At 71.7% G+C, this 22,841-nt stretch carries 22 protein-coding genes; 13 read left to right on the forward strand and 9 right to left on the reverse strand.

The features are described 5' to 3' along the window. Nucleotides 1-105 precede the first annotated feature (105 nt). The 3 genes from ADL05_RS05445 to ADL05_RS05455 form a co-directional block, all read right to left on the reverse strand. Nucleotides 106-1,440: a UDP-glucose/GDP-mannose dehydrogenase family protein gene (locus ADL05_RS05445; protein ID WP_053615745.1), complete on the reverse strand. Its 1,335-nt coding sequence runs from the start codon at nt 1,438-1,440 to the stop codon at nt 106-108. Between the two features lie 231 nt (nt 1,441-1,671). Beyond that, entirely contained in the window at nt 1,672-2,400 is a 729-nt protein-coding gene (locus tag ADL05_RS05450; RefSeq protein ID WP_053615746.1) for a hypothetical protein, read from the reverse strand. A 27-nt stretch (nt 2,401-2,427) separates the two neighbouring features. Beyond that, nucleotides 2,428-3,948 carry an LCP family protein gene (locus tag ADL05_RS05455; RefSeq protein ID WP_053615747.1) on the reverse strand — a complete coding sequence of 507 codons (1,521 nt, stop codon included), beginning with the start codon at nt 3,946-3,948 and terminating at the stop codon, nt 2,428-2,430. A 329-nt stretch (nt 3,949-4,277) separates the two neighbouring features. On the opposite strand from ADL05_RS05455, the gene ADL05_RS05460 reads away from it, so the two are divergent. The 4 genes from ADL05_RS05460 (at nt 4,278) to ADL05_RS05475 (ending at nt 7,386) form a co-directional block, all read left to right on the forward strand. Beyond that, the gene (locus tag ADL05_RS05460) at nt 4,278-4,517 is read left to right on the forward strand and encodes a TM2 domain-containing protein (RefSeq protein ID WP_053615789.1); all 240 of its coding nucleotides are present in this window, start codon (nt 4,278-4,280) and stop codon (nt 4,515-4,517) included. Nucleotides 4,518-4,661: 144 nt separating this feature from the next. Then, nucleotides 4,662-5,657 carry a glycosyltransferase family 2 protein gene (locus tag ADL05_RS05465; RefSeq protein ID WP_082376126.1) on the forward strand — a complete coding sequence of 332 codons (996 nt, stop codon included), beginning with the start codon at nt 4,662-4,664 and terminating at the stop codon, nt 5,655-5,657. An 85-nt stretch (nt 5,658-5,742) separates the two neighbouring features. Next, entirely contained in the window at nt 5,743-6,702 is a 960-nt protein-coding gene (locus tag ADL05_RS05470) for a DUF4429 domain-containing protein (protein ID WP_053615748.1), read from the forward strand. A gap of 351 nt (nt 6,703-7,053) precedes the next feature. Then, nucleotides 7,054-7,386 (forward strand): type II toxin-antitoxin system HicB family antitoxin, encoded by a 333-nt coding sequence (locus tag ADL05_RS05475; RefSeq protein ID WP_053615749.1) that lies wholly within the window; start codon nt 7,054-7,056, stop codon nt 7,384-7,386. Nucleotides 7,387-7,406: 20 nt separating this feature from the next. Here the strand turns inward: ADL05_RS05475 and ADL05_RS05480 are convergent, their stop codons facing one another. Both ADL05_RS05480 and ADL05_RS05485 read right to left on the reverse strand, forming a co-directional pair. Continuing rightward, entirely contained in the window at nt 7,407-8,171 is a 765-nt protein-coding gene (locus ADL05_RS05480) for a glycerophosphodiester phosphodiesterase (RefSeq protein WP_053615750.1), read from the reverse strand. Further along, a complete protein-coding gene (locus ADL05_RS05485; protein ID WP_053615751.1) occupies nt 8,168-8,911 on the reverse strand; it encodes a 2-C-methyl-D-erythritol 4-phosphate cytidylyltransferase in 744 nt (247 codons plus the stop codon). The genes ADL05_RS05480 and ADL05_RS05485 overlap by 4 nt, the downstream gene beginning before the upstream one ends. 381 nt (nt 8,912-9,292) lie before the next feature. On the opposite strand from ADL05_RS05485, the gene ADL05_RS05490 reads away from it, so the two are divergent. The 9 genes from ADL05_RS05490 (at nt 9,293) to ADL05_RS31000 (ending at nt 17,292) form a co-directional block, all read left to right on the forward strand. Further along, nucleotides 9,293-10,135 carry an ABC transporter permease gene (locus ADL05_RS05490; protein ID WP_053615752.1) on the forward strand — a complete coding sequence of 281 codons (843 nt, stop codon included), beginning with the start codon at nt 9,293-9,295 and terminating at the stop codon, nt 10,133-10,135. Next, a complete protein-coding gene (locus tag ADL05_RS05495) occupies nt 10,135-11,034 on the forward strand; it encodes an ABC transporter ATP-binding protein (protein ID WP_053615753.1) in 900 nt (299 codons plus the stop codon). Before ADL05_RS05490 ends, ADL05_RS05495 begins: the two co-directional genes overlap by 1 nt. Nucleotides 11,035-11,416: 382 nt before the next feature. Beyond that, nucleotides 11,417-12,262: a hypothetical protein gene (locus ADL05_RS05500; protein ID WP_231640610.1), complete on the forward strand. Its 846-nt coding sequence runs from the start codon at nt 11,417-11,419 to the stop codon at nt 12,260-12,262. Between the two features lie 92 nt (nt 12,263-12,354). Continuing rightward, nucleotides 12,355-13,002 carry a DUF5941 domain-containing protein gene (locus tag ADL05_RS05505; RefSeq protein ID WP_231640611.1) on the forward strand — a complete coding sequence of 216 codons (648 nt, stop codon included), beginning with the start codon at nt 12,355-12,357 and terminating at the stop codon, nt 13,000-13,002. A 36-nt stretch (nt 13,003-13,038) separates the two neighbouring features. Then, entirely contained in the window at nt 13,039-13,770 is a 732-nt protein-coding gene (locus ADL05_RS05510; RefSeq protein ID WP_053615755.1) for a sugar phosphate nucleotidyltransferase, read from the forward strand. A 5-nt stretch (nt 13,771-13,775) separates the two neighbouring features. Beyond that, nucleotides 13,776-14,825 (forward strand): iron-containing alcohol dehydrogenase family protein, encoded by a 1,050-nt coding sequence (locus ADL05_RS05515; protein ID WP_053615756.1) that lies wholly within the window; start codon nt 13,776-13,778, stop codon nt 14,823-14,825. After that, entirely contained in the window at nt 14,803-15,573 is a 771-nt protein-coding gene (locus ADL05_RS05520) for a CDP-alcohol phosphatidyltransferase family protein (RefSeq protein ID WP_053615757.1), read from the forward strand. The genes ADL05_RS05515 and ADL05_RS05520 overlap by 23 nt, the downstream gene beginning before the upstream one ends. Nucleotides 15,574-15,821: 248 nt before the next feature. Further along, nucleotides 15,822-16,697 carry a glycosyltransferase family 2 protein gene (locus ADL05_RS05525; protein WP_053615758.1) on the forward strand — a complete coding sequence of 292 codons (876 nt, stop codon included), beginning with the start codon at nt 15,822-15,824 and terminating at the stop codon, nt 16,695-16,697. A gap of 343 nt (nt 16,698-17,040) precedes the next feature. Continuing rightward, nucleotides 17,041-17,292, forward strand: a complete 252-nt coding sequence (locus tag ADL05_RS31000; RefSeq protein WP_197285691.1) for a hypothetical protein — start codon at nt 17,041-17,043, stop codon at nt 17,290-17,292. Between the two features lie 64 nt (nt 17,293-17,356). Here the strand turns inward: ADL05_RS31000 and ADL05_RS05535 are convergent, their stop codons facing one another. The 4 genes from ADL05_RS05535 to ADL05_RS05550 all read right to left on the reverse strand — a co-directional run bounded on the left by ADL05_RS05535 (nt 17,357) and on the right by ADL05_RS05550 (nt 22,686). Beyond that, entirely contained in the window at nt 17,357-17,956 is a 600-nt protein-coding gene (locus ADL05_RS05535) for a malonic semialdehyde reductase (RefSeq protein ID WP_053615760.1), read from the reverse strand. A 72-nt stretch (nt 17,957-18,028) separates the two neighbouring features. Then, entirely contained in the window at nt 18,029-19,216 is a 1,188-nt protein-coding gene (locus ADL05_RS05540) for a glycosyltransferase (protein WP_053615792.1), read from the reverse strand. A 263-nt stretch (nt 19,217-19,479) separates the two neighbouring features. Continuing rightward, nucleotides 19,480-20,853, reverse strand: coding sequence for a nucleotide sugar dehydrogenase (locus ADL05_RS05545; RefSeq protein WP_053615761.1), 1,374 nt, complete (start codon nt 20,851-20,853; stop codon nt 19,480-19,482). A 108-nt stretch (nt 20,854-20,961) separates the two neighbouring features. Next, nucleotides 20,962-22,686 (reverse strand): glycosyltransferase family 4 protein, encoded by a 1,725-nt coding sequence (locus ADL05_RS05550; RefSeq protein WP_231640612.1) that lies wholly within the window; start codon nt 22,684-22,686, stop codon nt 20,962-20,964. Nucleotides 22,687-22,841 lie beyond the last annotated feature (155 nt).

Raw genomic sequence — 22,841 nt, forward strand, 5'->3', positions numbered from 1 at the left:
GAGTAGTGAATCACGAGCGCGGCGGGCACGGGGCCGGTCGCGCACACGCGGAACGGCCGGGCCCCTCGGGGCGCCGGCCGTTCACCGCTCGGGGACCGCGTCGGACTACTGGCGGCCCAGCGCCCGGTAGGTCCATCCCGACGCGCGCCAGAAAGTGGGGTCGAGCGCGTTGCGCCCGTCCACGATGCGCTTCTCGGCCACGACCGCGGACAGGTCCTCCGGGTTGGCCTCGCGGAACTCCGCCCACTCGGTGAGCAGCAGCACCACGTCGGCGTCGCGGGCGCACTCCAGCATGGAGTCCGCGTAGTTCAGCTGCGGGTAGGCCTCGCGGGCGCGCTCCAGCGCCGCGGGGTCGTACACCGTCACCCGCGCGCCCTGCGCGGCGATGGACGAGGCCACGTCCAGCGCGGGCGAGTCGCGGATGTCGTCGGAGTTCGGTTTGAACGCCGCCCCCAGCACGCTGACCGTGCGTCCGGAGAAGTCGCCGCCGATGAGGTGGCGGGCGATGTCGATCGTGCGCGCGCGGCGGCGCTGGTTGATGGCGTCGACCTCGCGCAGGAACGACAGCGCGGGCTCCACGCCCAGTTCGTCGGCGCGCGCCATGAACGCCCGGATGTCCTTGGGCAGGCAGCCGCCGCCGAAGCCCAGGCCCGGGCCCAGGAACTTCCCGCCGATGCGGTCGTCGTAGGACAGGGCCTCCGCCAGCTGGATGACGTCGGCTCCCGCGGCCTCGGACACCTCGGCCATCGCGTTGATGAACGAGATCTTCGTCGCCAGGAAGGCATTGGCGGAGACCTTCACCAGTTCGGCCGTCTGCAGGTCGGTGACCAGGACGGGGACGCCCTCGTCGGCCTGCTGCTGCCACAGGTGGCGGACCGCCTTCTCCACGCGCGGGGAGTCGGTGCCGATGACGATGCGGTTGGGGCGCAGCGTGTCCTCCACGCCGAACCCCTCGCGCAGGAACTCCGGGCTCCACCCCAGCTCGGCCTCCGAGCCGACGGGCGCCAGCGCGGTCAGCCGCTGGGCGAGGAGCGCGGCGGTGCCGACGGGCACCGTGGAGCGTCCCACGACCACGGACGGACGGGTCAGCCGCGGTGCGAGTTCCTCGATCACCGCGTTGACGTAGCGCAGGTCGGCCGCGCCGGACTCGTCGCGCTGCGGGGTGCCCACACAGACCAGGTGCAGGTCGGTGAACTCGGCGACCTCGTCGTAGGAGGTCGTGAAGTCGAGCCGGCCGGCCTCGATGTTGGCCGAGAGCAGCTCGTCGAGGCCGGGCTCGTAGAAGGGGACCCGGCCGGAGCGGAGGGTATCGATCTTGGCCTGGTCGACGTCGAGCCCGAGGACCTCGAAGCCCATCTCCGCCAGGCAGGCCGCCGTGGTGGCGCCCAAGTAGCCGGTCCCGATGACCGAGACTCGCCGCCTGCGTTCCGCTTCGACCACGTGGGTTGTCCTTCCTTCCGAGCCGCTGTACTCATCCGTGTGCATGTTGTGCCCGTTGCTGTGGCCAACACCCCGATGGGGTGCAGAAATCGGACAAGATTTGGCCGATGGTGACGCCTGGGTGGTGCATCACTTTACGCGCCCGGGTATGGCATGCGACCGAACGCGACGTGAACAGTCAAGGCGCTCAGGCTACCGGTGGGTTGTCCGCAACCGGCACGGGGGCCGGACTCATGCCCGTCCGTCCCCGTAGGTCCGCATTTCCCCTGGATCCTCGTCCAGCGGAGTCCAGACGGCCCCGGTCTCCCCGCGCCGGAACGGGGTGGTGGTCTTGTCGGGATCGCCGCCGCCGAATCCTTGCGGTGGCGGCAGTGGCACCGGAGGAGTGTCCGGCAGGTCGTCGATGGCGTGACCGGCCCCACCCGGCCCTCGTACCCCTCCGATCACATCACGATCGCCCGCGGCGGGCACGCCCTCCACGGGCGTGTCGCCGTCCGAGGACTCGCGGAACCGGTCCCGGCTCGTCCCGGCCACCGCCCGGCCGCCGGGCGCGGGGTCCTCGCGCTGGGCCCGCCAGCGCGAGGGCACGATCGCGGAGAACAGCATCAGCGAACCCGCGACCAGGGCGGGGGCCAGCCCCGCGCCGCCCGGGTAGACGAACCCGTCGGTGTCGAGCCAGCCCAGTGCCGTGGCCATCGAGTCCGGAGCGACCACCGGCCACAGCGCGATCGCCGCGAGCAGGGCACCGCTGGCCCCGGCGTACAGCGGCGACAGCCGCGAGGCGACCAGGTACCCGCACCCGACGCCCACCGTCGAGAGCACGATCACCGCCGAGACCGTGGCGAAGGACACCGTTCCCGCGGCGGCCAGCGGGAGCTGGGTGGCCCCCCACGCGACGGCGACCCACAGCACGGGTGCCAGGGCGACACCGGCGAGCAGACCGACCAAGTGGCGCAACACGAGGGAACGTCCTCCTTCCTGCGGGCCTCACCCGCAGATGTTGTCCCGGGCGGTCGAGGTCGTCAGCGTGTCCACTCCGGCCTCCGCCGGTTCGGGCGCCTCGGTCTCCTCGGCCTCCTCGGTCCCCTCGGTCTCCGGGGGGTCGAACGTCGTGAAGTTGAATCCGATCACGACCTGGAGGTCGTCGTCCAGGGTGTCGTCCTCCACGGTCTCCGACTCCGGGATCATCTCGGCCAGGTACCGGGCCGCGGCCTCGTTCCCGGGGCCGAACCGCACCTGGGACCGGGCGACGGTGCGCGTGGACCAGTTGTCCGCCGGATCGGTCACCTCGAAGCCCGCACCGGACAACTGGTCGTCGAGCTGGGCGCCGAGCCCCGGCGTGCCGGTGCCGTTGAACACCCGCACCCGCAGCCCGGCCGGGCTGAGCTCCTCCTCGGCCGCGGGCTCGGCCTCCTCCTCGTCGACGGGCCGGTCCGCCTGGATGTCCGCGAACAGCTCGCGGGCCTCGGGCTCGTTCCACAGCAGGGCGACGTCGCCGCGCGGGGTCCAGTGCTCCATGTCGGCGATGGGCACCTGGGTGAACGTGACCGCGCCCAGGTCCACGTCGCGCATCTGGTAGGCGAGCTGGTTGATGGTGCTGGTGTCCAGCCCCTCGTCCACGGTCACCGAGGACAGGGACGTGTCCAGGAACGCGGTGAGGCGGGAGGGGTCGGAGAGGGTGTCGGTGCTCATCGCCCTGTCGAGCATCGCGGCCAGCACCTGCTGCTGGCGGTCGATGCGGTCCAGGTCGCCGCGGGCCGTGGCCCGGGTCCGGGCGAAGGCCAGCGCCTCGGTGCCGTCCACCTGGTGGGTGCCCGCCGCCATGTCCAGGTGCGCCTTGGGGTCCTGGATGGGCTCGGGCAGGCACACCTCGATGCCGTCCAGGGCGTCGACCACGTCCACGAAGCCGGAGAAGTCGACCTCGACGTAGTGGTCGATACGCACCCCGGTGACCGATTCCACCGTCCGGACCGTCAGCTGCGGGCCGCCGTAGGCGTAGGCGGCGTTGATCTTGTCGTCGCCCTGGCCCGGGACGTCCACCCACAGGTCGCGGGGTATGCCCACGACGGTGATGCGGTCGCGCTCGTGGTTGAGGCGCACCAGCATGATCGTGTCGGACCGCTGCCCGGGGGTGGAGCCCACGCTGAGCGCGTTCCGGTTCTCCCTGTCCATGTCCTCGCGGCTGTCGGAACCGATGACGAGGAAGGTGAGCCCGCCGGTCTCGTTCTCGGGGCGGTCCTGCTCGTCCAGTCCGGCGAAGACGTCGAAGCGGTTCAGGGAACTCGACATCCACCCGGTGATCGCCCAGGAGGTGCCCGAGGCCAGCAGGACCAGGACCGAGAGCGCGCTCATGACCAGCAGGCCGGAGCGTCGGCGGCGGGCGGCGGCGCTGGGGACGGTGATGCGTCCGGACCGGGGGGAGCGGGTGCGCTCGGGGGCGACGGGCTCGGAGCGGTCGCGCCGGAACTCACCCCTCGGTCCGTGCCGTCCGGCGTTGTCGTCGCTCATCGGCATCCCCGTCCCGACCGTTCAACGGTGTCCTTCTCCCTAGGTTGTCACCCGATTCGCCCGACGGCGCGGCATGTCGCCCCCCGGCGTGTTGTCCCCTCTCTCCGCCCTCTGGGACGCGCCGGACGGCCGATCCGTTCGGCCGATCAGACCTTCCTGAGTCGTATCCGGTACCCCAGCGTGACCACCGCGTTCCTCCCACCGGCCACAATGCACAGGGTGCCGGAAGTCCGGACACGTCCTCAGGCGTGCCCTCCGGCGGCGGGAGCGCGCCCGCTCCGCCCGCGCCCGCCCACATCCCCTTTTTCACGAACATCTCGGAGTCCACCATGCAGCAGCACAACCCTTCCGAAGCCCTGTCCAGCCGGAACTGGCTCACCACCGTCCTCCTGGCCTTCTTCCTCGGCTTCGTGGGCGCCCACCGGTTCTACGCGGGCAAGACGGGCACCGCCATCCTGATGATCGTGACCTGCGGCGGCGTCGGCGTCTGGACGCTGATCGACTTCATCATGATCCTGATCGGCAACTTCAAGGACGCCGAGGGCCTGACGATCAAGAACCAGAGCTGAGCCCCGGCCGACCCGGCCCCGGTTCCCGCCGGGCCGGGCGGCCACCGCGTGTGCAGTACCGTTGACGCGCGAACTCCTGCGTACTACGCGCGTACCGACGCGTACCACGCAGACCCGACACGCTCTCGAATTTGGGAAGTGCCCGTGTCCTGGCCGCCTGTCTCCGTCGTCATGCCCGTCCTCAACGAAGAGCGCCACCTCGCCGCCGCGGTGGAGCACGTCCTCGCCCAGGAGTACCCGGGCGAGCTCGAAGTCGTGCTCGGGGTGGGCCCCTCCACGGACCGGACCCGCGAGGTCGCCGACGCGATCGCCGCGGCCGACCCCCGCGTCAAGGTGGTGGACAACCCGACGGGCAGGACCCCGGCGGGGCTCAACGCCGCCATCGGCGCCTCCTCCCACGACATCGTCGCGCGCATCGACGGGCACGCGATGATGCCCTCGGACTACCTGCGTGTGGCCGTGGAGACCCTCCGGGAGACCGGAGCGGACAACGTCGGCGGCATCATGGCCGCGGAGGGCACGACTCCGTGGGAGAAGGCCGTGGCCGCCGCCATGACCTCCAAGGTCGGCGTGGGCAACGCCCGCTTCCACACCGGTGGCGAGGGCGGCCCGGCCGACACCGTCTACCTCGGCGTGTTCCAGCGCTCGGCCCTGGAGCGCGTGGGCGGATACGACGAGGCCTTCCTGCGCGCCCAGGACTGGGAGATGAACCACCGCATCCGCACCAGCGGCGGCACGGTGTGGTTCCAGCCCCGGATGCGGGTCTCCTACCGGCCGCGCCGCAACGTGCGCCTGCTCGCCAAGCAGTACTTCCACTACGGCCGCTGGCGGCGCGTGGTCGCCCGCCAGCACAAGGGCACGATCAACCTGCGCTACCTGGCCCCGCCCGTGGCCCTGGCCGGCGTCGTCACCGGACTGGTCGGCGGCGTGTTCTGGTGGCCCCTGTTCCTGGTGCCCGCCGCCTACGCGGCCCTGGTCACCGCGGCGTCGCTGCCGCTCAGCCGCGGCCTGCCCGCCGCGAGCCTGCCGATGATCCCGGTCGCCCTGGCCACCATGCACATGTCGTGGGGCGCGGGCTTCATCACGAGCCCGCCCGGGCTCGGCGCCGACTCCCGCACCGCCCAGGCCGCGCGCACCTGATCCCTGGCCGCTTCCGGCCCCGGGCCGCACTCGTGTGGAGTGCGGCCCTTTCCGTCGGAGAGGATGGGGCGCGAAAGGGGTGCGCATGGACGAGTTGGTCGGCGAACAGGCCGTGTGGCGGTTCGACGGTACGTCGGTGTCGATCAGGTACGAGACCAGGGGCTGGTTCCGCAGCCCCCTCCTGAAGAGGCTCGGGAGCCTCGAACTCCCGGTCGGGCTGGTCGACTCGGTCGACTTCCGTCCGAACGGCGGCCGTAAGGGCAAGGGCTGGCTCCTCCGGCTGAGGCTGCGCGAGCGCACGGACCCCTACGCGGCGGTCGGCATGATGCCCGACAACGGATCCCAGCCCTTCCACCTGGCCGGGCCCGCCCGGACCGAGCTGGTCGCCGAGTACCTGGCCGACCAGATCCGCTTCGCCGCGGAGCGGCACACCGCCGATCCGCACCCCGCCGCGGCCACCGCGCTCGTCCCGGAGCCGCCCCTGCACATCCGGACCGCCGAGGGCACCGCGACGCTGGACGGCACCTCGCTGCGCCTGGTGTGGTCCGGTGCCTACGCGAGTTCGCGCAAGAAGAAGGCCCAGCGCCGCGAGTACGGCCTCGCCGACATCGCGTCGGTGGAGTGGGTTCCCTCCGACGGCTGGGAGTGGGGGTTCCTGCGGGTGGTCACCCGCGCGGGCGGCGAGGCCGACGCCAAGCCGGGCAAGGACCTGCGCTGCCTCCTGGCCGACGACGGCGAGGAGGGTTTCCAGGCCCTGCTGATGGCGGCCACCGCCACCGCCCGCGTGTGGGCCCTGCGGCCCGCGGGCGGTTCGGCGCCCGAGGCCGCCGAAACGGGCCGGGACTGGCTCGGCACGGCGCGCTCCGCCGTCGCCCGCATCGGCGCGGCCCTGCCGGAGGCGGGGGAGCGGCCGACGGAGCGGGCCCCGGCCGACACCGCGTGGATCTACGAGCAGATCGAGCGCCTGGGCGAGCTGCACGCGCGAGGCGTGCTCACCGACGAGGAGTTCTCCGCCAAGAAGGCCGAACTCCTCGCCCGTATCTGACCCGTCCCCAGTACCGGCCGCGAACGAGACTCGCGAGCGGATGTTCGCGTTCGTGGGATGGGGTGGTATCAATAATGATATCACTGCACCATGGAACGTCGGGAGAAGGCGCTCGAAGCTCCGCGGGACACCCCGGCATCGGCACGGTTCGCCGAACTTGAAGGAGTGTGCGGGCACTTCTTCGGGGAGCCACGCCAGCGGGGCACTTCGCACCAGGTCTACAAGACGCCCTGGGCGGGCGATCCTCGCGTCAACATCCAGAACGACCATGGGAAGGCGAAGCCCCTACCAGGTGAGGCAGGTGCTCGCCGCGATCAGGAGACTGGAAGAGAGCGAAGGAGAGGGGCAGCAGTGAACGTCGCTGAGCACTACGCGTACCGGGTCGTCTGGTCGGCCGAGGACGAGGCGTATGTCGGAACCGTCGCCGAACTGCCGTCCCTCTCCTGGGTCGGAGACGACCGCACCGAAGCCTTCGAAGGCATCCAGGGGCTCGCCACCTCCGTTGTCGACGAGATGACCGATTCGGGTGAGGAAGCGCCCGAGGCGATCGCGGACCGTACGTACTCGGGCAAGTTCATGGTCCGGATCCCGCCGGAGCAGCACAGACAGTTGGCCCTCGAAGCGGCCGAGCAGCACGTCTCGCTCAACCGGCTCGCCGCCGCGCGGCTCGGAGCGTGCGGCTGAGCGGTGCAGGGGGCCCCGAGTCAGGACTGGGCGGCTTTGAGCGCCGACACGGCCCCGGGGACGTCGTCGACGACCACCGCGTCCACCCCCGCCTCCGCGAAGCGCGCGGCGTCGACCGGGTCGGGGCACCAGGACAGCACCTGGAGTCCGGCGCGGTGCGCCACGTCCACGGTGTGGGGCACCGAACGCCGCCCCGGCCGGGGCTCCTCGCCCGTCAGCCCGAACGAGCGCGCGTCGATCGCCACGATCGCGCAGCCCATTCCGGCCGCCCCCGCCACGGCCGAGTCCAGCGGGTTGCGCACGAACGGCATCCACGCCGTGGGCACAGCGGGCGCCGCCTCGGCGACCGCCAGCAGGACACCGGGGTCGAAAGAACAGACGAACACCCGGCGACGCGCGGCCTCCCGGCGCAGATACGGCAGGAGCAGCGACACCGTCCGCCGTGACGGAGCGTCGACGGCGTCCTCCATGACCGATTTCACGTCGACGTCCACGCCGACCCCGGGCGGGATCGCCGCCAGGCCCTCGTCCAGGCCGATCAGCCCCGCCCGCGCGCACTCGGCGGCGCTCACGTCCACGATCGCCCGGCCGTCCTCCAGGGCCGCGTCGTGGTGGAGCACCAGGGCGTCGTCGGCGGTGCGGCGCACGTCCACTTCGACCCAGTCGGCCCCCGCGGCGGCCGCCGCGGCGAAGGACTCCGCGGTGTTCTCCCGCACGCCCCCGACCACGCCGCGGCCCAGGCCGCGGTGGCCGATCACCTCGGTGGCGGTGAACACGCCGCTCACGATCGGGCCTCCGTGCGGGAGCGCGTCCGGCGCAGCAGGGCCTCGGCGACCTCCACGTCGCCGGGGTTGGTGACCTTGATGTTGGACTCGTCGCCAGGCACGATCCGGACCTCCTCGCCGGGCAGGTAGCGCAGCACGACCCCGCAGTCGTCGGTCGCCACCAGTGCGGGATCGGCCATCGCGAGCTCGTAGGCGCGGCGCACCACGCCGAGCCGGAAGCCCTGGGGCGTCTGCATCCGGCGCAGCTCGGTGCGCGGCGGGACGTCGGCGATCGCCTCGCCGCCGCGCCCGGGGACCACCCGGACCACGGTGTCGGCGCTGGGCACCGCCACGCCGACCGCGCCCGCCGAGCCCAGCGCCGACACGCACGCCGCGATGGTCTCGGGCCGGACGAGGGGGCGGGCGGCGTCGTGCAGCAGGGCCAGGTCGGTGTCGGCGGCCGAGGCCATGGCGGACAGGGCGGCACAGGAGGTCTCGGTCCGGGTCGCGCCGCCGGGAAGGACCGCGCTGACCTTGGTGAACCCCGCGTTCGCGACGATCTCGCCGACCCGGTCCAGGTACTCGTCCACCATGAGCACGACGATCTCGTCGACCTCGGGGCAGGCCTCGAAGGCGGCGATCGAGTGCTCGATGATGGGGCGCCCCTCCAGGGGGAGGAGCTGTTTGGGGGTGTCCGCGCCCATGCGCGCGCCGACCCCGCCGGCCAGAACGGCCGCGATCACCCGCGGGCCCGTGGGCATGGCGCTCTCCTGATCGAGGTGTGTGGTGGCGCGGTCGCCGCGCCCAGTGGCCGACATTAGCTGAAACGAGCACGGTAGGTCGGCTCAGGGGCGCGCACGCGGGGTGAGGGTCCGGAACATCGGTCTGAGGAGGGTGCGCTGGCGCGGCCCGTCGCGCGCGGCGGTAACCTATGGACGCCTGTACGGCGTGCCCGGTCCGGACCTCCTCTTCTGCGGTCGTGGATCCGGGGTCGGTCCACGGCATCCCCCGCCCGCCCGTGGACACCCTCCCCCGAGAGCCAGGGGCCGAGGCGGGGCCGGGCCGTCAACGCCGGTCCGGTGCGCGCAGGCGAGAACGTACATGCCCGTCCGGCACATCGTGGACCGGGCGAGAACCAACCCTTGGAGGTGGCGGTGGCGTCAAGGACGCTGGCCGTCTGGGAGCACCGGAAGGTCGTCGGCCTCCTGGTCCGGCGCGACCTGAAGGTCAAGTACCAGCAGTCCGTACTCGGGTACGCCTGGACCATGTTGGAGCCACTGGCTATGACGATGGTCTACTTCTTCGTGTTCGGGGTGATCCTCAACGCGAACCGGGGCATGCCGACCGAGGAGTACGGCGGCTTCCTGCTCTTCCTGGTGGCGGGCATCCTCCCGTGGACGACCTTCGGGCAGATCCTCGGCGAGGCCCCCCGAGCCATGATCACGCATGCCAAGCTGATCACCACGATGAAGGTGCCCCGGGAGATCTTCCCGACGGCCACCGTGGGCACCAAGTTCATCGAGTACCTGCTCACCTGGCCGATCCTGCTGGTGTTCGTGGTCGTCCTGGGCGGTCGGCCCTCGGTCATGGGCGTCTTCGTCTGGCTCCCCCTGGCGGTCGTGCTCACGTTCGCGTTCGGTCTGGGCCTCACCCTGTTCCTGTCCTCGGTCAACGTGCTCCTGCGCGACGTGGAGCGCCTCACCCGGATCGTCACCCGCCTGCTGTTCTACGGGTCCGCGATCCTGTTCCCGGCGTCCATGGTGCTCGAATCGGACCAGGTTCCGGGCTGGGCGATGACCCTCTACCAGCTCAACCCGCTGCTCGGCATCTTCCAGATGCACCGCGCGGTGTGGTTCGCTGGGTTCGAGGAACTAACTCCGACCACGCTCGCGTTGAGCAGTTCGGTGGTCGGTTCGATTCTGATGCTCATCATCGGATACTGGACGTTCCGTCGCCTGGAGATGTCCGTTCTGAAGGAGTTGTGATGGCGCAGACGACCTACGGCGCCGAGGTCACCACCGGACCGGTCATCGAAGCGAAGGGGCTCGGTGTCAAGTTCGCGGTCAACAGGCGGCGCAAGCGCAGCCTGCGTGAGATGTTCATCCACGGGACCAAGCGCGACCCCAACGCCGAGGGCGACGAGTTCTGGCCCCTGCGCGACGTCTCCTTCGAGGTCGGACGCGGCGACTGCGTCGGCATCGTCGGCAAGAACGGCACCGGCAAGTCCACCCTGCTCAAGCTCATCGCGGGCGTACTCATGCCCGACGAGGGCGACGTGCAGGTCCGCGGGAAGGTCGCGCCGCTGCTGGAGCTGCGGGCCGGCTTCAACGACAACCTGACCGGCCGCGAGAACGTGTACCTGGTCGGTTCGCTGCACGGCATGTCCGAGGAGCTGATCGACGAGCGCTTCGAGGAGATCATCGACTTCGCCGAGATCAAGTCGAAGTTCGTCGACACCCCCGTGCGCCACTACTCCAGCGGGATGAAGGTGCGGCTCGGCTTCGCGCTCATCTCCCAGCTGGAGCACCCGATCATGCTGGTCGACGAGGTCCTCGCGGTCGGAGACAAGGCCTTCAAGCGCAAGTGCTACGAGGCCATCGACCGGATGCTGGCCAACCACCGCACGATGGTCCTGGTCTCGCACAGCGAGAGGGACCTGCGCCGGTTCTGCAACCGCGGCCTGTACATCAAGGGCGGCGGGCTCGCGCTGGACACCGACATCGAGTCCGCGCTGGCGGCCTACGACGAGGACACCAAGGCCGAGATCGCCGAGCGCAAGAAGCGCGACGCCGCGAAGAAGAAGCGCGCCGAGGAGGCCCAGCAGAAGGCCGACGAGGCCGCCCGCGAGAACGAGGGCGACGGAGACGGCGGCCAGGCCGCCTGACACCCCGAACGCCCGCCCGCAGGGGCGGGCGTTCGGCCGTTCCGCGTGCCTCGGCCCGAGGGGTGGCTCGGGGCGCGCCAGTGTTCTGCGGGAGGAGCCGGGGCCGCGGCGAGCTTGCGAGCGAGGCAAGTCGACGACGAAGAACACCGGCTACTCGGCGCCCCGTGTGCGCGGCCGAGCTTGCGAGGGCGCCAGAAAAAGGTGTTCTGCGCGCCCACTACGGCTTACCGGGCGCTATGTGCGTGTCAGTGGTTGATTGGCTACCAACCGTGGGAAACGGTGACTCTCAGTCATACGTCGAGAGGGCATCTCCATGGTCAACGGCACGGTGGCGCGGTCGACCGCGCGGATGTTGGAACGCCGACACGTCACACGTGCGGGCATGACGCGGATCAGCGTGTTGGCGGCACTCGGCGCGGCGGTCTGGTTCACCCGGGCGGACACGGTCGGCGCCCTGGCCGGCTCCCTGTTCCTCGGCGCGGTGCTCTTCTGCGACGCCGTGCGCGCGCGGATGCGGGCCAACCGGCGTGACGCCCTGACGGTCTGGCTCGTGTCGATGCTCGCCCAGCTGCGCGAGTACATCGTCTACGCGGGACTGGCGGTCGGCGCGGTCCTGGCGGGGCTGGCCGACGGGTGGGGCTGGGCGGCGGGCGCGCTCATCGCCCTCGCCCTGCGGGACTGGCTCCTGATCGCCCGTGCCGCCCCCACCGCTCCCGACCTGTCCCGGGATGTCGGGCGCGAACCGCACGCCCGGCCCGGGCGGACTGGCGGCCTCCTGGCGGACCTGGCGCCCCGGCCGCCGGAGGGCCCGCGCGAGAGCGATCCCCGGCTGACCGGCCGCCTGCTCGGGCCCGGGCCCGGGCCCGGCTCAGGCGCCGCGGCCGACGCGCGCCCGGGGGACGGGGGAGCGGCGGCGGCCCCGGGAGGGCCGCCCCGCCCCCGGATCTCACCGGAGGCGCTCACCGGGCGGGAGTCCCCCTCCGCGCGGGCGTCGCTCTCACGGGAGCCGGAGCGGGCGACCGCGCCGCCGGAGGGGGACCGCCTCGCCCGGGTGCAGCTGCCCCACCTGGCCCGACGGATCATGGTGTTCTCCCAGAGCACCCGCTTCCTGGCCATCGCGGTGACCGCCACCCTGTGGGACGCCAGGGTCGCGTTCCTCACGTTGATCGTCGGATGCGCGGTGGCCGTGACCGGGGAACTGGTCGACCCGCGGGGAGGCCGCCGGTGAGCGTGCACGGCGAAGCACCCGCGCCGCGGCCCCCGCGCGAGGCACTGCGTGGAACCCTGCCCGACCTGCGCGTTCTCCGTGATGACAGTCACATGGGAACGCTGCTCGGGCGGATCGCCCCGGGTGCCGTGCCACCGCTGATGACCGCGCTGACCGGCCTGCTGGTGGTCGGGACGCTCCTCGTGGCGGGACGCGGGCAGCTGGCAGGCATTACCCTGTTCGCACCGGTCGCTGCCCTGCTACTGTCCGGGTTGGCCTCGGGTCACCCCCACGACGGACCGTACGACTGGCTCGTACCCCCCGTCCTGCGGGTCACCGAGTACGCCTATCTGGCAGTTCTGGGGTGGGCGTCCGGTGTACCCGGTCCCTTGGTGTTCGTACTCTTGGTTGCGGTCGTCTGCCACCACCGCGACGACGTGTCGCGGTCCGCGGTCGGTGTCACCCGTCCCTCATGGGTGCGCGCCGCCGCGCTCGGCTGGGACGGCCGCATGCTCGTCATCGCGATCGGCGGTGCGTCGCACGCCCTGGCCATCGGCTACGGCGTCCTCGCCGCGTACCTCTGGGTGCTCCTCGTCCGCGAGGCCGTACGCACCTGGAGCGCCACGGAAGTGACCGACGTGCGCACGAGCGCCACCACCGTCCCCAGTGGTGGCGCGCAGGGCCAGGGAGATCCGCGGATCACCCGGCCCGGCGACGGGGACGGGGGCCAACCGGCCGCCGGAACGAACGGGGAGGCGTGAGCGCGCCTCCCCGCACACAAGGAGGAACACGCCCTCATGCTCGGAATGGTTCTCGCCGCAGGCGCCGGGCGCCGCCTGCGCCCGTACACCGACACCCTGCCCAAGGCCCTGGTGCCCGTCGACGGCGAGACGACCATCATGGACATCTCGCTGCGCAACCTGGCCGCCGCCGGCCTCAAGGACGTCGTCGTCGTGGTCGGCTACCGCGCGGAGGCCGTCGAGGAGCGCAAGGAGGCACTGGAGCGGCGCCACGGCGTCAACCTCACCCTCTCGTACAACGACAAGGCCGAGGAGTGGAACAACGCCTACTCCCTCTGGACCGCGCGCGAGTTCTTCTCCGAGGGCGTCCTCCTGGTCAACGGCGACACGGTTCACCCCGTGAGCGTCGAGGAAACGCTACTCGCCGCGAGGGGACCGGAACTCCTCCTCGCGGTGGACAACGTGAAAAGCCTCGCTGACGAGGAGATGAAGGTGACCCTCGACGAGGGCGGCCACGTCAGCACGATCACCAAGCTGATGGACCCCGCCACCGCGGCGGGCGAGTACATCGGCGCCACGCTCATCGAGAGCACCCTGGACGGCCGCCTGGCCGACGCCCTCAAGGCGACCTGGGAGCGGGACCCCCAGCTGTACTACGAGGACGGCTACCAGGAGCTGGTCAACCGCGGCGAGAAGGTCTCCGTCGCGCCGATCGGCGAGGTCGACTGGGTCGAGGTCGACAACCACGACGACCTCGCCAAGGCAAGGGAGATCGCGTGCCGCTACTAGCGCGAATGCTGCCCTCCCCGCTGGCGATCGACGTCCGCCGCGGGGCCATCGCCTCCCTGGGGACGGTGCTCGCCGACCGGCGCATCGCCACCGAGGGACGCATCGCCGTGGCGGTCGGTCCGGGCCAGGGCGCCCAGATCGCGGCCGACATCGACCTGCCCCAGTGCGAGGTCTTCCAGGTCGAGGAAGGCACGGTCGACGCCGCGACCGAACTCGGCAAGAAGCTGCGCTCGGGCGCCTACGAGGCGGTCGCGGGCATCGGCGGCGGCAAGACCATCGACGTCACCAAGTTCGCCGCGACCATGGCGGGCATCCCCATGGTGGCCGTGGCCACGAACCTGGCGCACGACGGCATCGCGTCACCGGTCAGCTCCCTGGAGCACGAGGGCGGCAAGCCCTCCATCGGCGTGACCATGCCCATCGCCGTGGTCATCGACGTCGACTACGTCCGTGCGGCCCCCGCGCACCTGGTCCGATCCGGCATCGGCGACGTCGTCAGCAACATCTCCGCCATCGAGGACTGGGAGCTGGCGGGCCGCGAGAAGGGCGAGCCGGTCGACGGCATGGCCGTCACCTTCGCCCGCGTGGCCGCCGAGGCCGTGCTGCACCGCCCGGACTCCATCGAGTCCGAGGCGTTCCTCACGGTGCTCGCCGAGGGCCTGGTCCTGTCGGGGATGGCGATGTCGGTGGCCGGTTCGAGCCGTCCCGCCAGCGGTGCCTGCCACGAGATCCTGCACGCGGTCACCCAGCTCTACCCGGGCACGAGCAACCACGGCGAGCTCGCCGGGCTCGGCGCGCTGTACGCGTCGTTCCTGCGGGTGCGGCGCCTCGGGTGGCCGCAGGGCCGCCTGGAGGAGATCAGGTCCTGCCTGGTCCGCCACAGCCTGCCCGTGCTGCCCTCGGACGTGGGCCTGACCCAGGAGGAGTTCGCGCGGGCGGTCGCCCACGCTCCCGGTACCCGTCCGGGGCGCTTCACGATCCTTGAACACCTGAACCTCTCCGAGGACGAGATCGGGCGGAGTGTCGCGGACTATGTCGAAGCCTTCGGTCGCTGAGGTCCGCGCGGGCGGCCAGCCCGCGGGGATCAAGGAGCGGGTGAACGAGGAGCACTGGGCGGGCCGGCTCTACATGCGGGAACTCTCCCCGTACCTGAGCACGTTCTTCGTCCGGCTCCGGGTGCCCCCCAACCCGATCACCTACCTGATGATGGCGTTCGGCGTGCTGTCCGGCGTCGTCGTGGCCTTCGGCGGCCTGTGGTCGGCGGTCCTGGCCGCGCTGTTCATCCAGATCTACCTGCTGCTGGACTGCTCCGACGGCGAGGTGGCCCGCTACACCGGGCGCACCAGCGTGGCCGGGATCTACCTCGACCGGATCGGCCACTACGTGTCGGAGATCGCCCTGCTCATCGGACTGGGCGTGCGCGCCCAGGGCGAGTGGGAGGCGGGCGGCTGGGTCATCCTGGGCATGGCCGCCGCGCTCGGTGTCGCGCTGATCAAGGCCGAGACCGACAACGTGGTGGTCGCCAGGGCCAAGGCCGGGCTGCCGGAGAAGATCTCCGAGGCGGCCATGCGCCCGCGCTCGTCCGGGCTGAGCCTGGCCCGCCGCCTGGCCTCGGCGCTCAAGGTGCACCGGGTCATCCAGGCGGTCGAGCTGTCGCTGCTCATCGTGGTGGCGGCGGTCGTCGACGCCTTCCTGGGCGACCTGGCGGCCACCCGCGTCCTGGTGGTGGCGTGCGCCTTCGTGGGCGTGGTGATGAGCTTCGCGCACTTCGTGAGCGTGCTGGCCTCCCGCCGCCTGGAATAACGCGTCAGTGACGCTTGCGTCACATACGGGGCCGTGGGTGCTACCCATCCCACGGCCCCGTACACCTTGCATTTATGCTTTCGTTAGCCTGTTCCTGCGAACGTTGGCTCGTGTCCACTTGCCAGCCGCATGTCGTCCACTGATCGGTCGCACCCATGGCCACTCCCGTGATACCGCCAACGCCCGGCCCCGGTACGTCCCCGCCGGAGGGTCTTCGCGCGCCCAGAGCCGAACGGAGCCGCTCCCCGTTGCCCGGTACCAGCAAGCCCACCCTTTCCTGCGTCCTGCTCACCATGGGCACCCGTCCGGCGGAGCTGCGCCGGGCGATCACCAGTGTGTTCGAGCAGAAGGACGCGGACGTCGAGGTCGTGGTGGTCGGCAACGGCGCGGACCTGCCGGACCTGCCCGAGGGCGTGCGGACGGTGCGGCTGCCGGAGAACGTGGGCATCCCGGAGGGCCGCAACCACGGGGTGCGCGCCACCGAGGGCGACGTCATCCTCTTCCTCGACGACGACGGCTGGTACCGCTCCACCGACCTGGCCCGGCACGTGCGCGAGCGCTTCGCCGCCGAGCCGTCCCTGGGCGCCCTGTCGTTCCGCATCGCCGACCCCGACGGCGGCCCCGACCAGCGGCGGCACGTGCCCCGGCTGCGGGTCGGCGACTCGCGCAGGTCGAGTGTGGTGACCACGTTCCTGGGCGGCGCGTCCGCCGTCCGGCGCTCGGCGTTCGAGGCGGGCGGCGGCCTGCCCGGCGAGTTCTTCTACGCCCACGAGGAGACCGACCTCGCCTGGCGGATCATGGACGCCGGCTACACCATCGAGTACGACGCCGAAGCGGTGATGTACCACCCGGCGGTCGCGCCCACGCGGCACGAGAACTTCTACCGGCTCAACGCGCGCAACCGGGTGTGGCTGGCGCGCCGGAACCTGCCGTGGCCGCTGGCCTTCGCCTACCTGGCGACCTGGGTGGCCATGACCCTGCTGCGCGAGCGCGACCGCTCGGCGCTGCGCTCCTGGTTCGCTGGCTTCCGCGAGGGCTGGCGCGAGGACGCCGGACCGCGCACGCCGATCCGCTGGTCCACCGCCTGGCGGATGACCCGCGCCGGGCGCCCGCCGATCATCTGAGCCGTCAGCGGCCGGTCACCGGCGCAGGTGTCGGATGACCGCCGACCGATCGCCGTCCAACGGCGCTGGTGACGATGGCCCGGCGTCATGGACGAGCGGTGACCGCCCAGCGGCGCCGGTGACGGTACGGACGACCGGTGACCGGCGCTGGTAGCGGTCCACTGCCAAGTGTCATGGACGGCCGGTGACCGGTGACCGTACGGCAACGGCGGATGACGACTGTGCGGCGACGACGGCCGGTGACCGTTCACCGGCGGGCCCTGGGCTCTGGACGGGCGTGGCAGGATGAGGGCCACGGCGTGTGGAGGACGCGCCGTCGTTCCGTTCTTGGAGTTGCATGTTCATGGTTTCCGGAATCGCGTTGGTGATGATCGCCCTGGTCGTCCTCCTGCTCGCCGTCGGCATCGGTGTGCTGATCTTCGTGATCGTCAAGGCGTCGACGAAGAACACTCCGCCCCAGCAGACCCAGTACCCCCAGCAGGGGGCCCAGTGGGCGCCACAGCAGCAGCCGCACCAGCCCCAGCCTCCCCAGCAGCCGCAGACCCCCCAGCAGCCCCCGCAGGGCGGCCAGTGGGGTCCGCCGCCGCAGCAGTAGGACACGGACACACGACAGGGGCCGGACACCCGCGCAAGGGTGTGCGGCCCCTGTGCGCGCGTGGTCAGATCTCGGTGACGACCTCGTCGTACTCCAGGCGGGGCAGGCGGTCGAACCAGGCGTCCGGGCCGGGACGGCCGATGTTCATCACCACGAGCGGCCGCAGCGGGGAGTCCGCGCCGAAGAGCTCCGTGCGCAGGCCCTCCGCGTCGAACCCGGTCATCGGACCGGCCGCCAGGCCGGCCGCGCGCACGCCCACGATCAGGTAGCCGATCTGCAGGAGCGCGTTGAACCGGGCGTCCGCCTCGCGCTTGTCCGCGTTGGCGGCCAGCGAGTCACCGACACCCGGGATGACCGGGAACGTGCGGTCCAGGTGCAGGTGGTAGTCGGTGTCGGCCGACAGCACCAGGGTGAGGGGCGCGGTCGAGGTCTTGGGGGCGTTGTTGCCCGCCATGTGCCGGACCAGGCGCTCACGGGCTTCGGGGGAGCGGACGACGGTCACCCGAAGCGGCTGGGTGTTCATCGCCGTCGGGCCGTACCTGACCAGGTCCTGGATGGCGCGCACCTGCTCGTCGGTCACCGGTTCGTCGGTGAAGGAGTTGGCGGTGCGAGCGTCACGGAACAACAGGTCCTGGGCGACCTTGTCGAGTGCCAGCTGCGTCATGTTCGTCCTCGGTCGTGCGTGCGGGGCGCGTCGGCCACCGGCGGTGGCCGACGCGGGGCACAACCTCGTTGACTAGGAAGATATTTCTCGCGTCGAGCGGGTGTGCTCGCTCTCACGTTCCACCAGCTGGGGACGGGGACGCGGTCTGGGTACGCTCGGCGCGGGGCCGGACCGCTCGGCCACCCACTCCTCCAACTGCTTGACGAACAGCCGGGCCTGGACGGGCCAGTGGAAGGACGTCTGGGCGATCTCGTGGCCCGTCCGCGCCATCGACCGGCGCAGCTCCTCGTCGCCGCGCAGCTCCAGCACAGCCTCGGCCGCCGCGCGCACGTCGCCGAACGGCACCACCCGGCCTGCGTGGCCCTCCGGGCGGCCCGTCACCAGCGCCTCCGCCATGGGGTTCGCCGTGGTCACGACCGGCAGGCCGTGCGCCATGTACTCCACGACCTTGGTCGGCATCGAGTGCCGGTAGTTCGGCGCGTCGTGCAGCATGCTGATCCCGGCGGTCGCCCCGGCGCACATCCGCAGTGCCCGGTCGTTGGGGACGAACCCGTACCAGTTCAGCTCGTTGGCCTGCTGGGCCTCCCGCAGCATAGGGCGCACCCGGGCGTCGGCACCGCCGATCACGTCCAGCCGCACCCCGTGCGGGCGCAGCGTGCGCCCCAGTTCCACCAGTTCCTGGGCGCCGCGCGCCAGGGAGACGTGCCCCAGGTACACGACGCGGTCGTCGCCGGGCTCGCGCGCCGGCCGCTCCGGGACCTCGGTCGTGTTGGGCACCACGGGGTGCTGGCGGCGGAACCGCGAACGGTAGCCCTCCTCGGCCAGCAGCAGCTTCATCCGGCGCTCGGCCCGCCGCTCGAAGGAGCGGACCACCAGGCCCAGCGGGCGGCGCAGCGGCCGGGGCACCCACGGCTTGGTGAGCAGCGCGGCCGCCGTGTCCTCGTGGACGTCCCACACCGTCACCGGGCGGCGGGAGGGGAGCGCCAGCAGCAGTTCGGGGTCGTGGAAGAGCAGGAGGTCGGCCTGCGGAGCGTGCTCGGCGAGGACGGCGCGCGCGGCCCGCAGCGACGCGAGCCGTTCGCGTCCCGAGGCGCGCGGGACGTCGATCGAGCGCAGTTCGTCCCAGGGGGTCACCCCGCACTCCCGGAACGGGGCCACATAGGTCACCGTGTGACCCGCGTCCAGCAGTGCGCGGATCTGTCGGTGCAGGATCCGCGCGTCCTCGGGGTGGTGCACAACCGTGGCCACGAGCGCGTGCATGAAGATCACCTACGTGTGTCACCGGATGGGTCGCGAGGTGCCCGAAACGTGACACCCCGTATCGATGATCCGCTCAAATCAGGCTGGACCAGCTCATCGACACGGTATTCACCAGCGGAATCCGGGCGAGGAAACCAGGGTGGACACACGGGGGTGATCGGGTGAACCTTCGGTCGCGGCCGGGTGAACGCGACAGGGCACGCCGGTGGACGGTCGGGTGACGTCCGTCGGCGTGCCCCTCATGTGGCGCGTGACGTGGGCGGTCAGAGCACCCGCAGCCCCTCGCGCAGGACCTTGCTGCGGGCCTGGGCGGGCACCGAGGCGTCGGGCTCGGGCTCCTCCCGGCGCAGCACCCCGCGGGTGTCCAGGAGCAGTCGGGCGTACTCCGCGAGCCGCTTGGGCCGGTACTCGGCGTGGTCGGTGAGCAGGATCGTCAGGTCGGCGTCGGCCAGGGCCTGGTCCAGGTCGGTCGAGCGCGGCACGCTCACCCCGTCGACCTCCCAGGAGTCCACGTGCGGGTCGTGGTAGGTCAGCGTGGCGCCCTTGGCGGCCAGCTTGCGCGCCACCGGACGCGCCGGCGACTCGCGCTGGTCGGCGATGTCGGCCTTGTAGGTGACCCCCAGCAGCAGCACCTTGGACCGCGACAGCGCCAGCCCGGACTCGTTGAGCAGCTCCTGCGCCCGCTGCATGACGTAGGAGGGCATGCGCCCGTTGATCTCCTGGGCCAGCTCGACGAACCGGAACGGGTAGCCGAGGGTCTTGACCTTGTAGGAGAGGTAGTTGGGATCGATGGGGATGCAGTGCCCGCCCACGCCCGGACCGGGGTAGAAGGCCTGGAAGCCGAACGGCTTGGTGGCCGCCGCCGCGATGGAGTCCCACAGGTCGACGCCCAGCTCCTGGCAGAAGATGGCCATCTCGTTGACGAGCGCGATGTTGACGTGGCGGTAGGTGTTCTCCAGCAGCTTGGCCATCTCGGCCTCCCGGGTGCCCCGGGTGCGCACGACCGTGTTCACGAAGTGGCCGTAGAACGCCGCGGCCGCCTCCCCGCACTCGGGCGTGAGGCCGCCGACGACCTTGGGGGTGTTGGCCACCCCGAAGGTCGCGTTGCCGGGGTCGATGCGCTCGGGCGAGAAGGCCAGGTGGAAGTCGCTTCCCGCGACCAGGCCGGACTCCTCCAGGAGCGGGCGCACGACCTCCTCGGTGGTGCCGGGGTAGGTCGTCGACTCCAGGATCACGAGCGTGCCGGGGCGCAGGTGCTCGGCGATGGTCCTGGACGCGGAGGTCACCGCCCCCAGGTCCGGTCCGCCCTCGGGTGAGAGCGGGGTGGGCACGCAGATCACGACGGTGCGCGCGGTGGCCAGGCAGGACGGGTCCGCGGTGGCGGTGAAACCGCGCTCCAGCATCGAGGCGACGTCCTCGCTGGAGAGGTCGTCCACGTGCGAGACCGCCTGGTTGAGGCCGGAGACGACGTGCTCGCTCAGGTCCAGGCCGGTGACCTTGAGCCCCGCGGAGACGGCCTCGGCCGCCAGGGGCAGACCGACGTAGCCGAGTCCCAGGACGACCAGGTCGCTGGCGGCACCGCCGGACGACTGCTCGGAAACGGTGGCTGTGGCTGGTTTGGAGGCTGCGGCATCCACTTCGCGGTCACACTCGCATTCATTGGTGAACGGGCGTCGATGAACAAGGACTGCCTGCTGTCACACAGTGCGCTTGGACGTCCGAGTCTAGGTACTCGATGCCCTCGGTCACGGATTCTGGCCTGGTCCGGACAATGTACGGAGAAGAATCCGATACGCCTGGTTGTAGCGGTATGCGGCCTCGGTCCAGGTGCGATCCGCACCGACCTTGCTCCGGCCTGCTCGGCCGTAGGAGATCCGCCTTTCCCGACTGTAGGCGAGTTTTGTCAGAGCATCGGCGAGACCTGCCGATTCGCCCGCCGGAATTAACTCGCCCGTCACCCCCGGTTCCACGATCTCTCGCAATGCCGGTAGGTCACTGGCGACGACGGGGAGCCCGCCGGCCATCGCCTCCACCGGTTTGAGCGGTGTCACCAGACGGCACACCCGCTCGTCCCGGCGCGGCACGGCGAACACGTCCAGGGCCGCGTGGTGGGCACGCACCTGGTCGGCCGGGACCCGGCCGGGGAAGTGCACGGCGTCCTCCAGCCCCAGCGACCGCGCGCGGTCGCGCAGGACCGGCAGTTCGGGCCCGTCGCCCACGAGCAGGGCGTGCACCCGCTCCCCGCGTTCGCGCATCAGGGCGACCGCGTCCACCAGCACCTCCAGGCCCTCGTAGCCGAAGAAGCTGGTCGTGGTGCCCACCACGAACGCGTCGGTGCCGATGCCCAGGCCCTCCCGGACCCGCGCGCCCGAGGGCAGCGGGTCCAGGAACGACGCCTCCACCGCGTTGGGCACGACCAGCAGCCGCTCGCGGGCCACCCCCCGCGCCTCGATGTCGGCGCGCATCGTCTCGCCCAGCGTCACCACCAGGTCGGCGGCCAGCATGCAGGCCGTCTCGTTGGCGCGTTCGGACTGGTAGAAGGCGTCATCGACACTCCGGGACGGGTCGCGCGAGAGCCAGGACTCCTCCAGGAAGCCCCGGGCCTCGTAGACGACCGGCAGGCCGAAGCGCCGTCCCAGCTCCAGCGCCAGACGGCCGTTGTGGTGGTTGCTGGCGGCGTGCAGCACGTGCGGCCGCAAGCTCTCGACCAGCTCCGACGCCATGCGCACGCCCACCGCGAGCTCCTCGGCGGCGTCGGCCGGAGCCGTCCACGGGATGAGCCGGTGGTAGGTGACGCCGTCCAGGCGCACCAGCGTGCGCGCGTCGCGCACGCCCTTGGTCAGCGGGAACCCCGCCCTGGTGACGACGTGCACGTCCATCCCGGCCTCGCGCTGGGCGACCGCGATCTTGTGCGTGCGCTGCGTGTACCCCGCGTTGGTCGAGGGAAGTGCGTTGGTGACCAGGTGCAGGACGCGCAGCCCCGCCCCGGGGGAGGCCGGATCGTCGGCCACACGCCACCGTTCACCTGTCGGTACGGGCGGTCGCCCAGCGTTCACCGTGTCGTCGGGCCGCGTTGGGGCATCGCGGGTTAACGTGATTCCGTGATGGTCGGGCGACGAGGACACGGGGACGGCACGTCCGGTGGCCACGGCCGTCCGGTACTCCGCGGCGTCCCGGTACCGCCCCTCTGGAAGCAGGTTCACCAGAGCGCGGGCGGTGTCGGCGTCACCCGCCGCCAGGCAGGCCGCCAGCAGGCGGCCGATCCGGCGGGGGGAGGCGTCCCGCGCCGCGGACAGGACCGACGCGCGGGCGTCCTCGCGACGCCCCCGGTCCCACAGCGCGTAGGCACGGGCGAGGCCCCCGCACCGGGTGGCCGCGGCCCGCACCGCGCGCCGGACGGGGCCGGGCAGCAGCCGCAGCGCGAGCAGCGGCAGACGGGCGGGGTCGGCCCTCAGGTGTCGCCAGGCCAACGACAGTGTGAACGTCCCGGCCCGCACCCAGCGGGTGCGCGGGCGGGGAGCGCGGGTTCGGGAAGTCTGGGTGTCATGCACGGTCAGTCACACAACCACGCGGACGTGACCAGGTGGTGACACCACGGCGACACGGGCGGGACGGCTGGGGCAAG

It is taken from the genome of Nocardiopsis sp. NRRL B-16309 (genome assembly GCF_001279585.1).
Taxonomy (GTDB): Bacteria; Actinomycetota; Actinomycetes; order Streptosporangiales; family Streptosporangiaceae; genus Nocardiopsis.

Excerpts from the sequence above, each read along its gene's own strand:
- ADL05_RS05460 (WP_053615789.1), top strand. The coding sequence starts at position 4,278 with ATGCAGCAGCACAACCCTTCCGAAGCCCTGTCCAGCCGGAACTGGCTC.
- ADL05_RS05510 (WP_053615755.1), top strand. The coding sequence starts at position 13,039 with ATGCTCGGAATGGTTCTCGCCGCAGGCGCCGGGCGCCGCCTGCGCCCG.
- ADL05_RS05495 (WP_053615753.1), top strand. The coding sequence starts at position 10,135 with ATGGCGCAGACGACCTACGGCGCCGAGGTCACCACCGGACCGGTCATC.
- ADL05_RS05455 (WP_053615747.1), bottom strand. The coding sequence starts at position 3,948 with ATGAGCGACGACAACGCCGGACGGCACGGACCGAGGGGTGAGTTCCGG.
- ADL05_RS05505 (WP_231640611.1), top strand. The coding sequence starts at position 12,355 with ATGGGAACGCTGCTCGGGCGGATCGCCCCGGGTGCCGTGCCACCGCTG.
- ADL05_RS05515 (WP_053615756.1), top strand. The coding sequence starts at position 13,776 with ATGCTGCCCTCCCCGCTGGCGATCGACGTCCGCCGCGGGGCCATCGCC.
- ADL05_RS05470 (WP_053615748.1), top strand. The coding sequence starts at position 5,743 with ATGGACGAGTTGGTCGGCGAACAGGCCGTGTGGCGGTTCGACGGTACG.
- ADL05_RS05535 (WP_053615760.1), bottom strand. The coding sequence starts at position 17,956 with ATGACGCAGCTGGCACTCGACAAGGTCGCCCAGGACCTGTTGTTCCGT.
- ADL05_RS05485 (WP_053615751.1), bottom strand. The coding sequence starts at position 8,911 with ATGCCCACGGGCCCGCGGGTGATCGCGGCCGTTCTGGCCGGCGGGGTC.
- ADL05_RS05520 (WP_053615757.1), top strand. The coding sequence starts at position 14,803 with ATGTCGAAGCCTTCGGTCGCTGAGGTCCGCGCGGGCGGCCAGCCCGCG.
- ADL05_RS05500 (WP_231640610.1), top strand. The coding sequence starts at position 11,417 with ATGACGCGGATCAGCGTGTTGGCGGCACTCGGCGCGGCGGTCTGGTTC.
- ADL05_RS05540 (WP_053615792.1), bottom strand. The coding sequence starts at position 19,216 with ATGCACGCGCTCGTGGCCACGGTTGTGCACCACCCCGAGGACGCGCGG.
- ADL05_RS31000 (WP_197285691.1), top strand. The coding sequence starts at position 17,041 with ATGGTTTCCGGAATCGCGTTGGTGATGATCGCCCTGGTCGTCCTCCTG.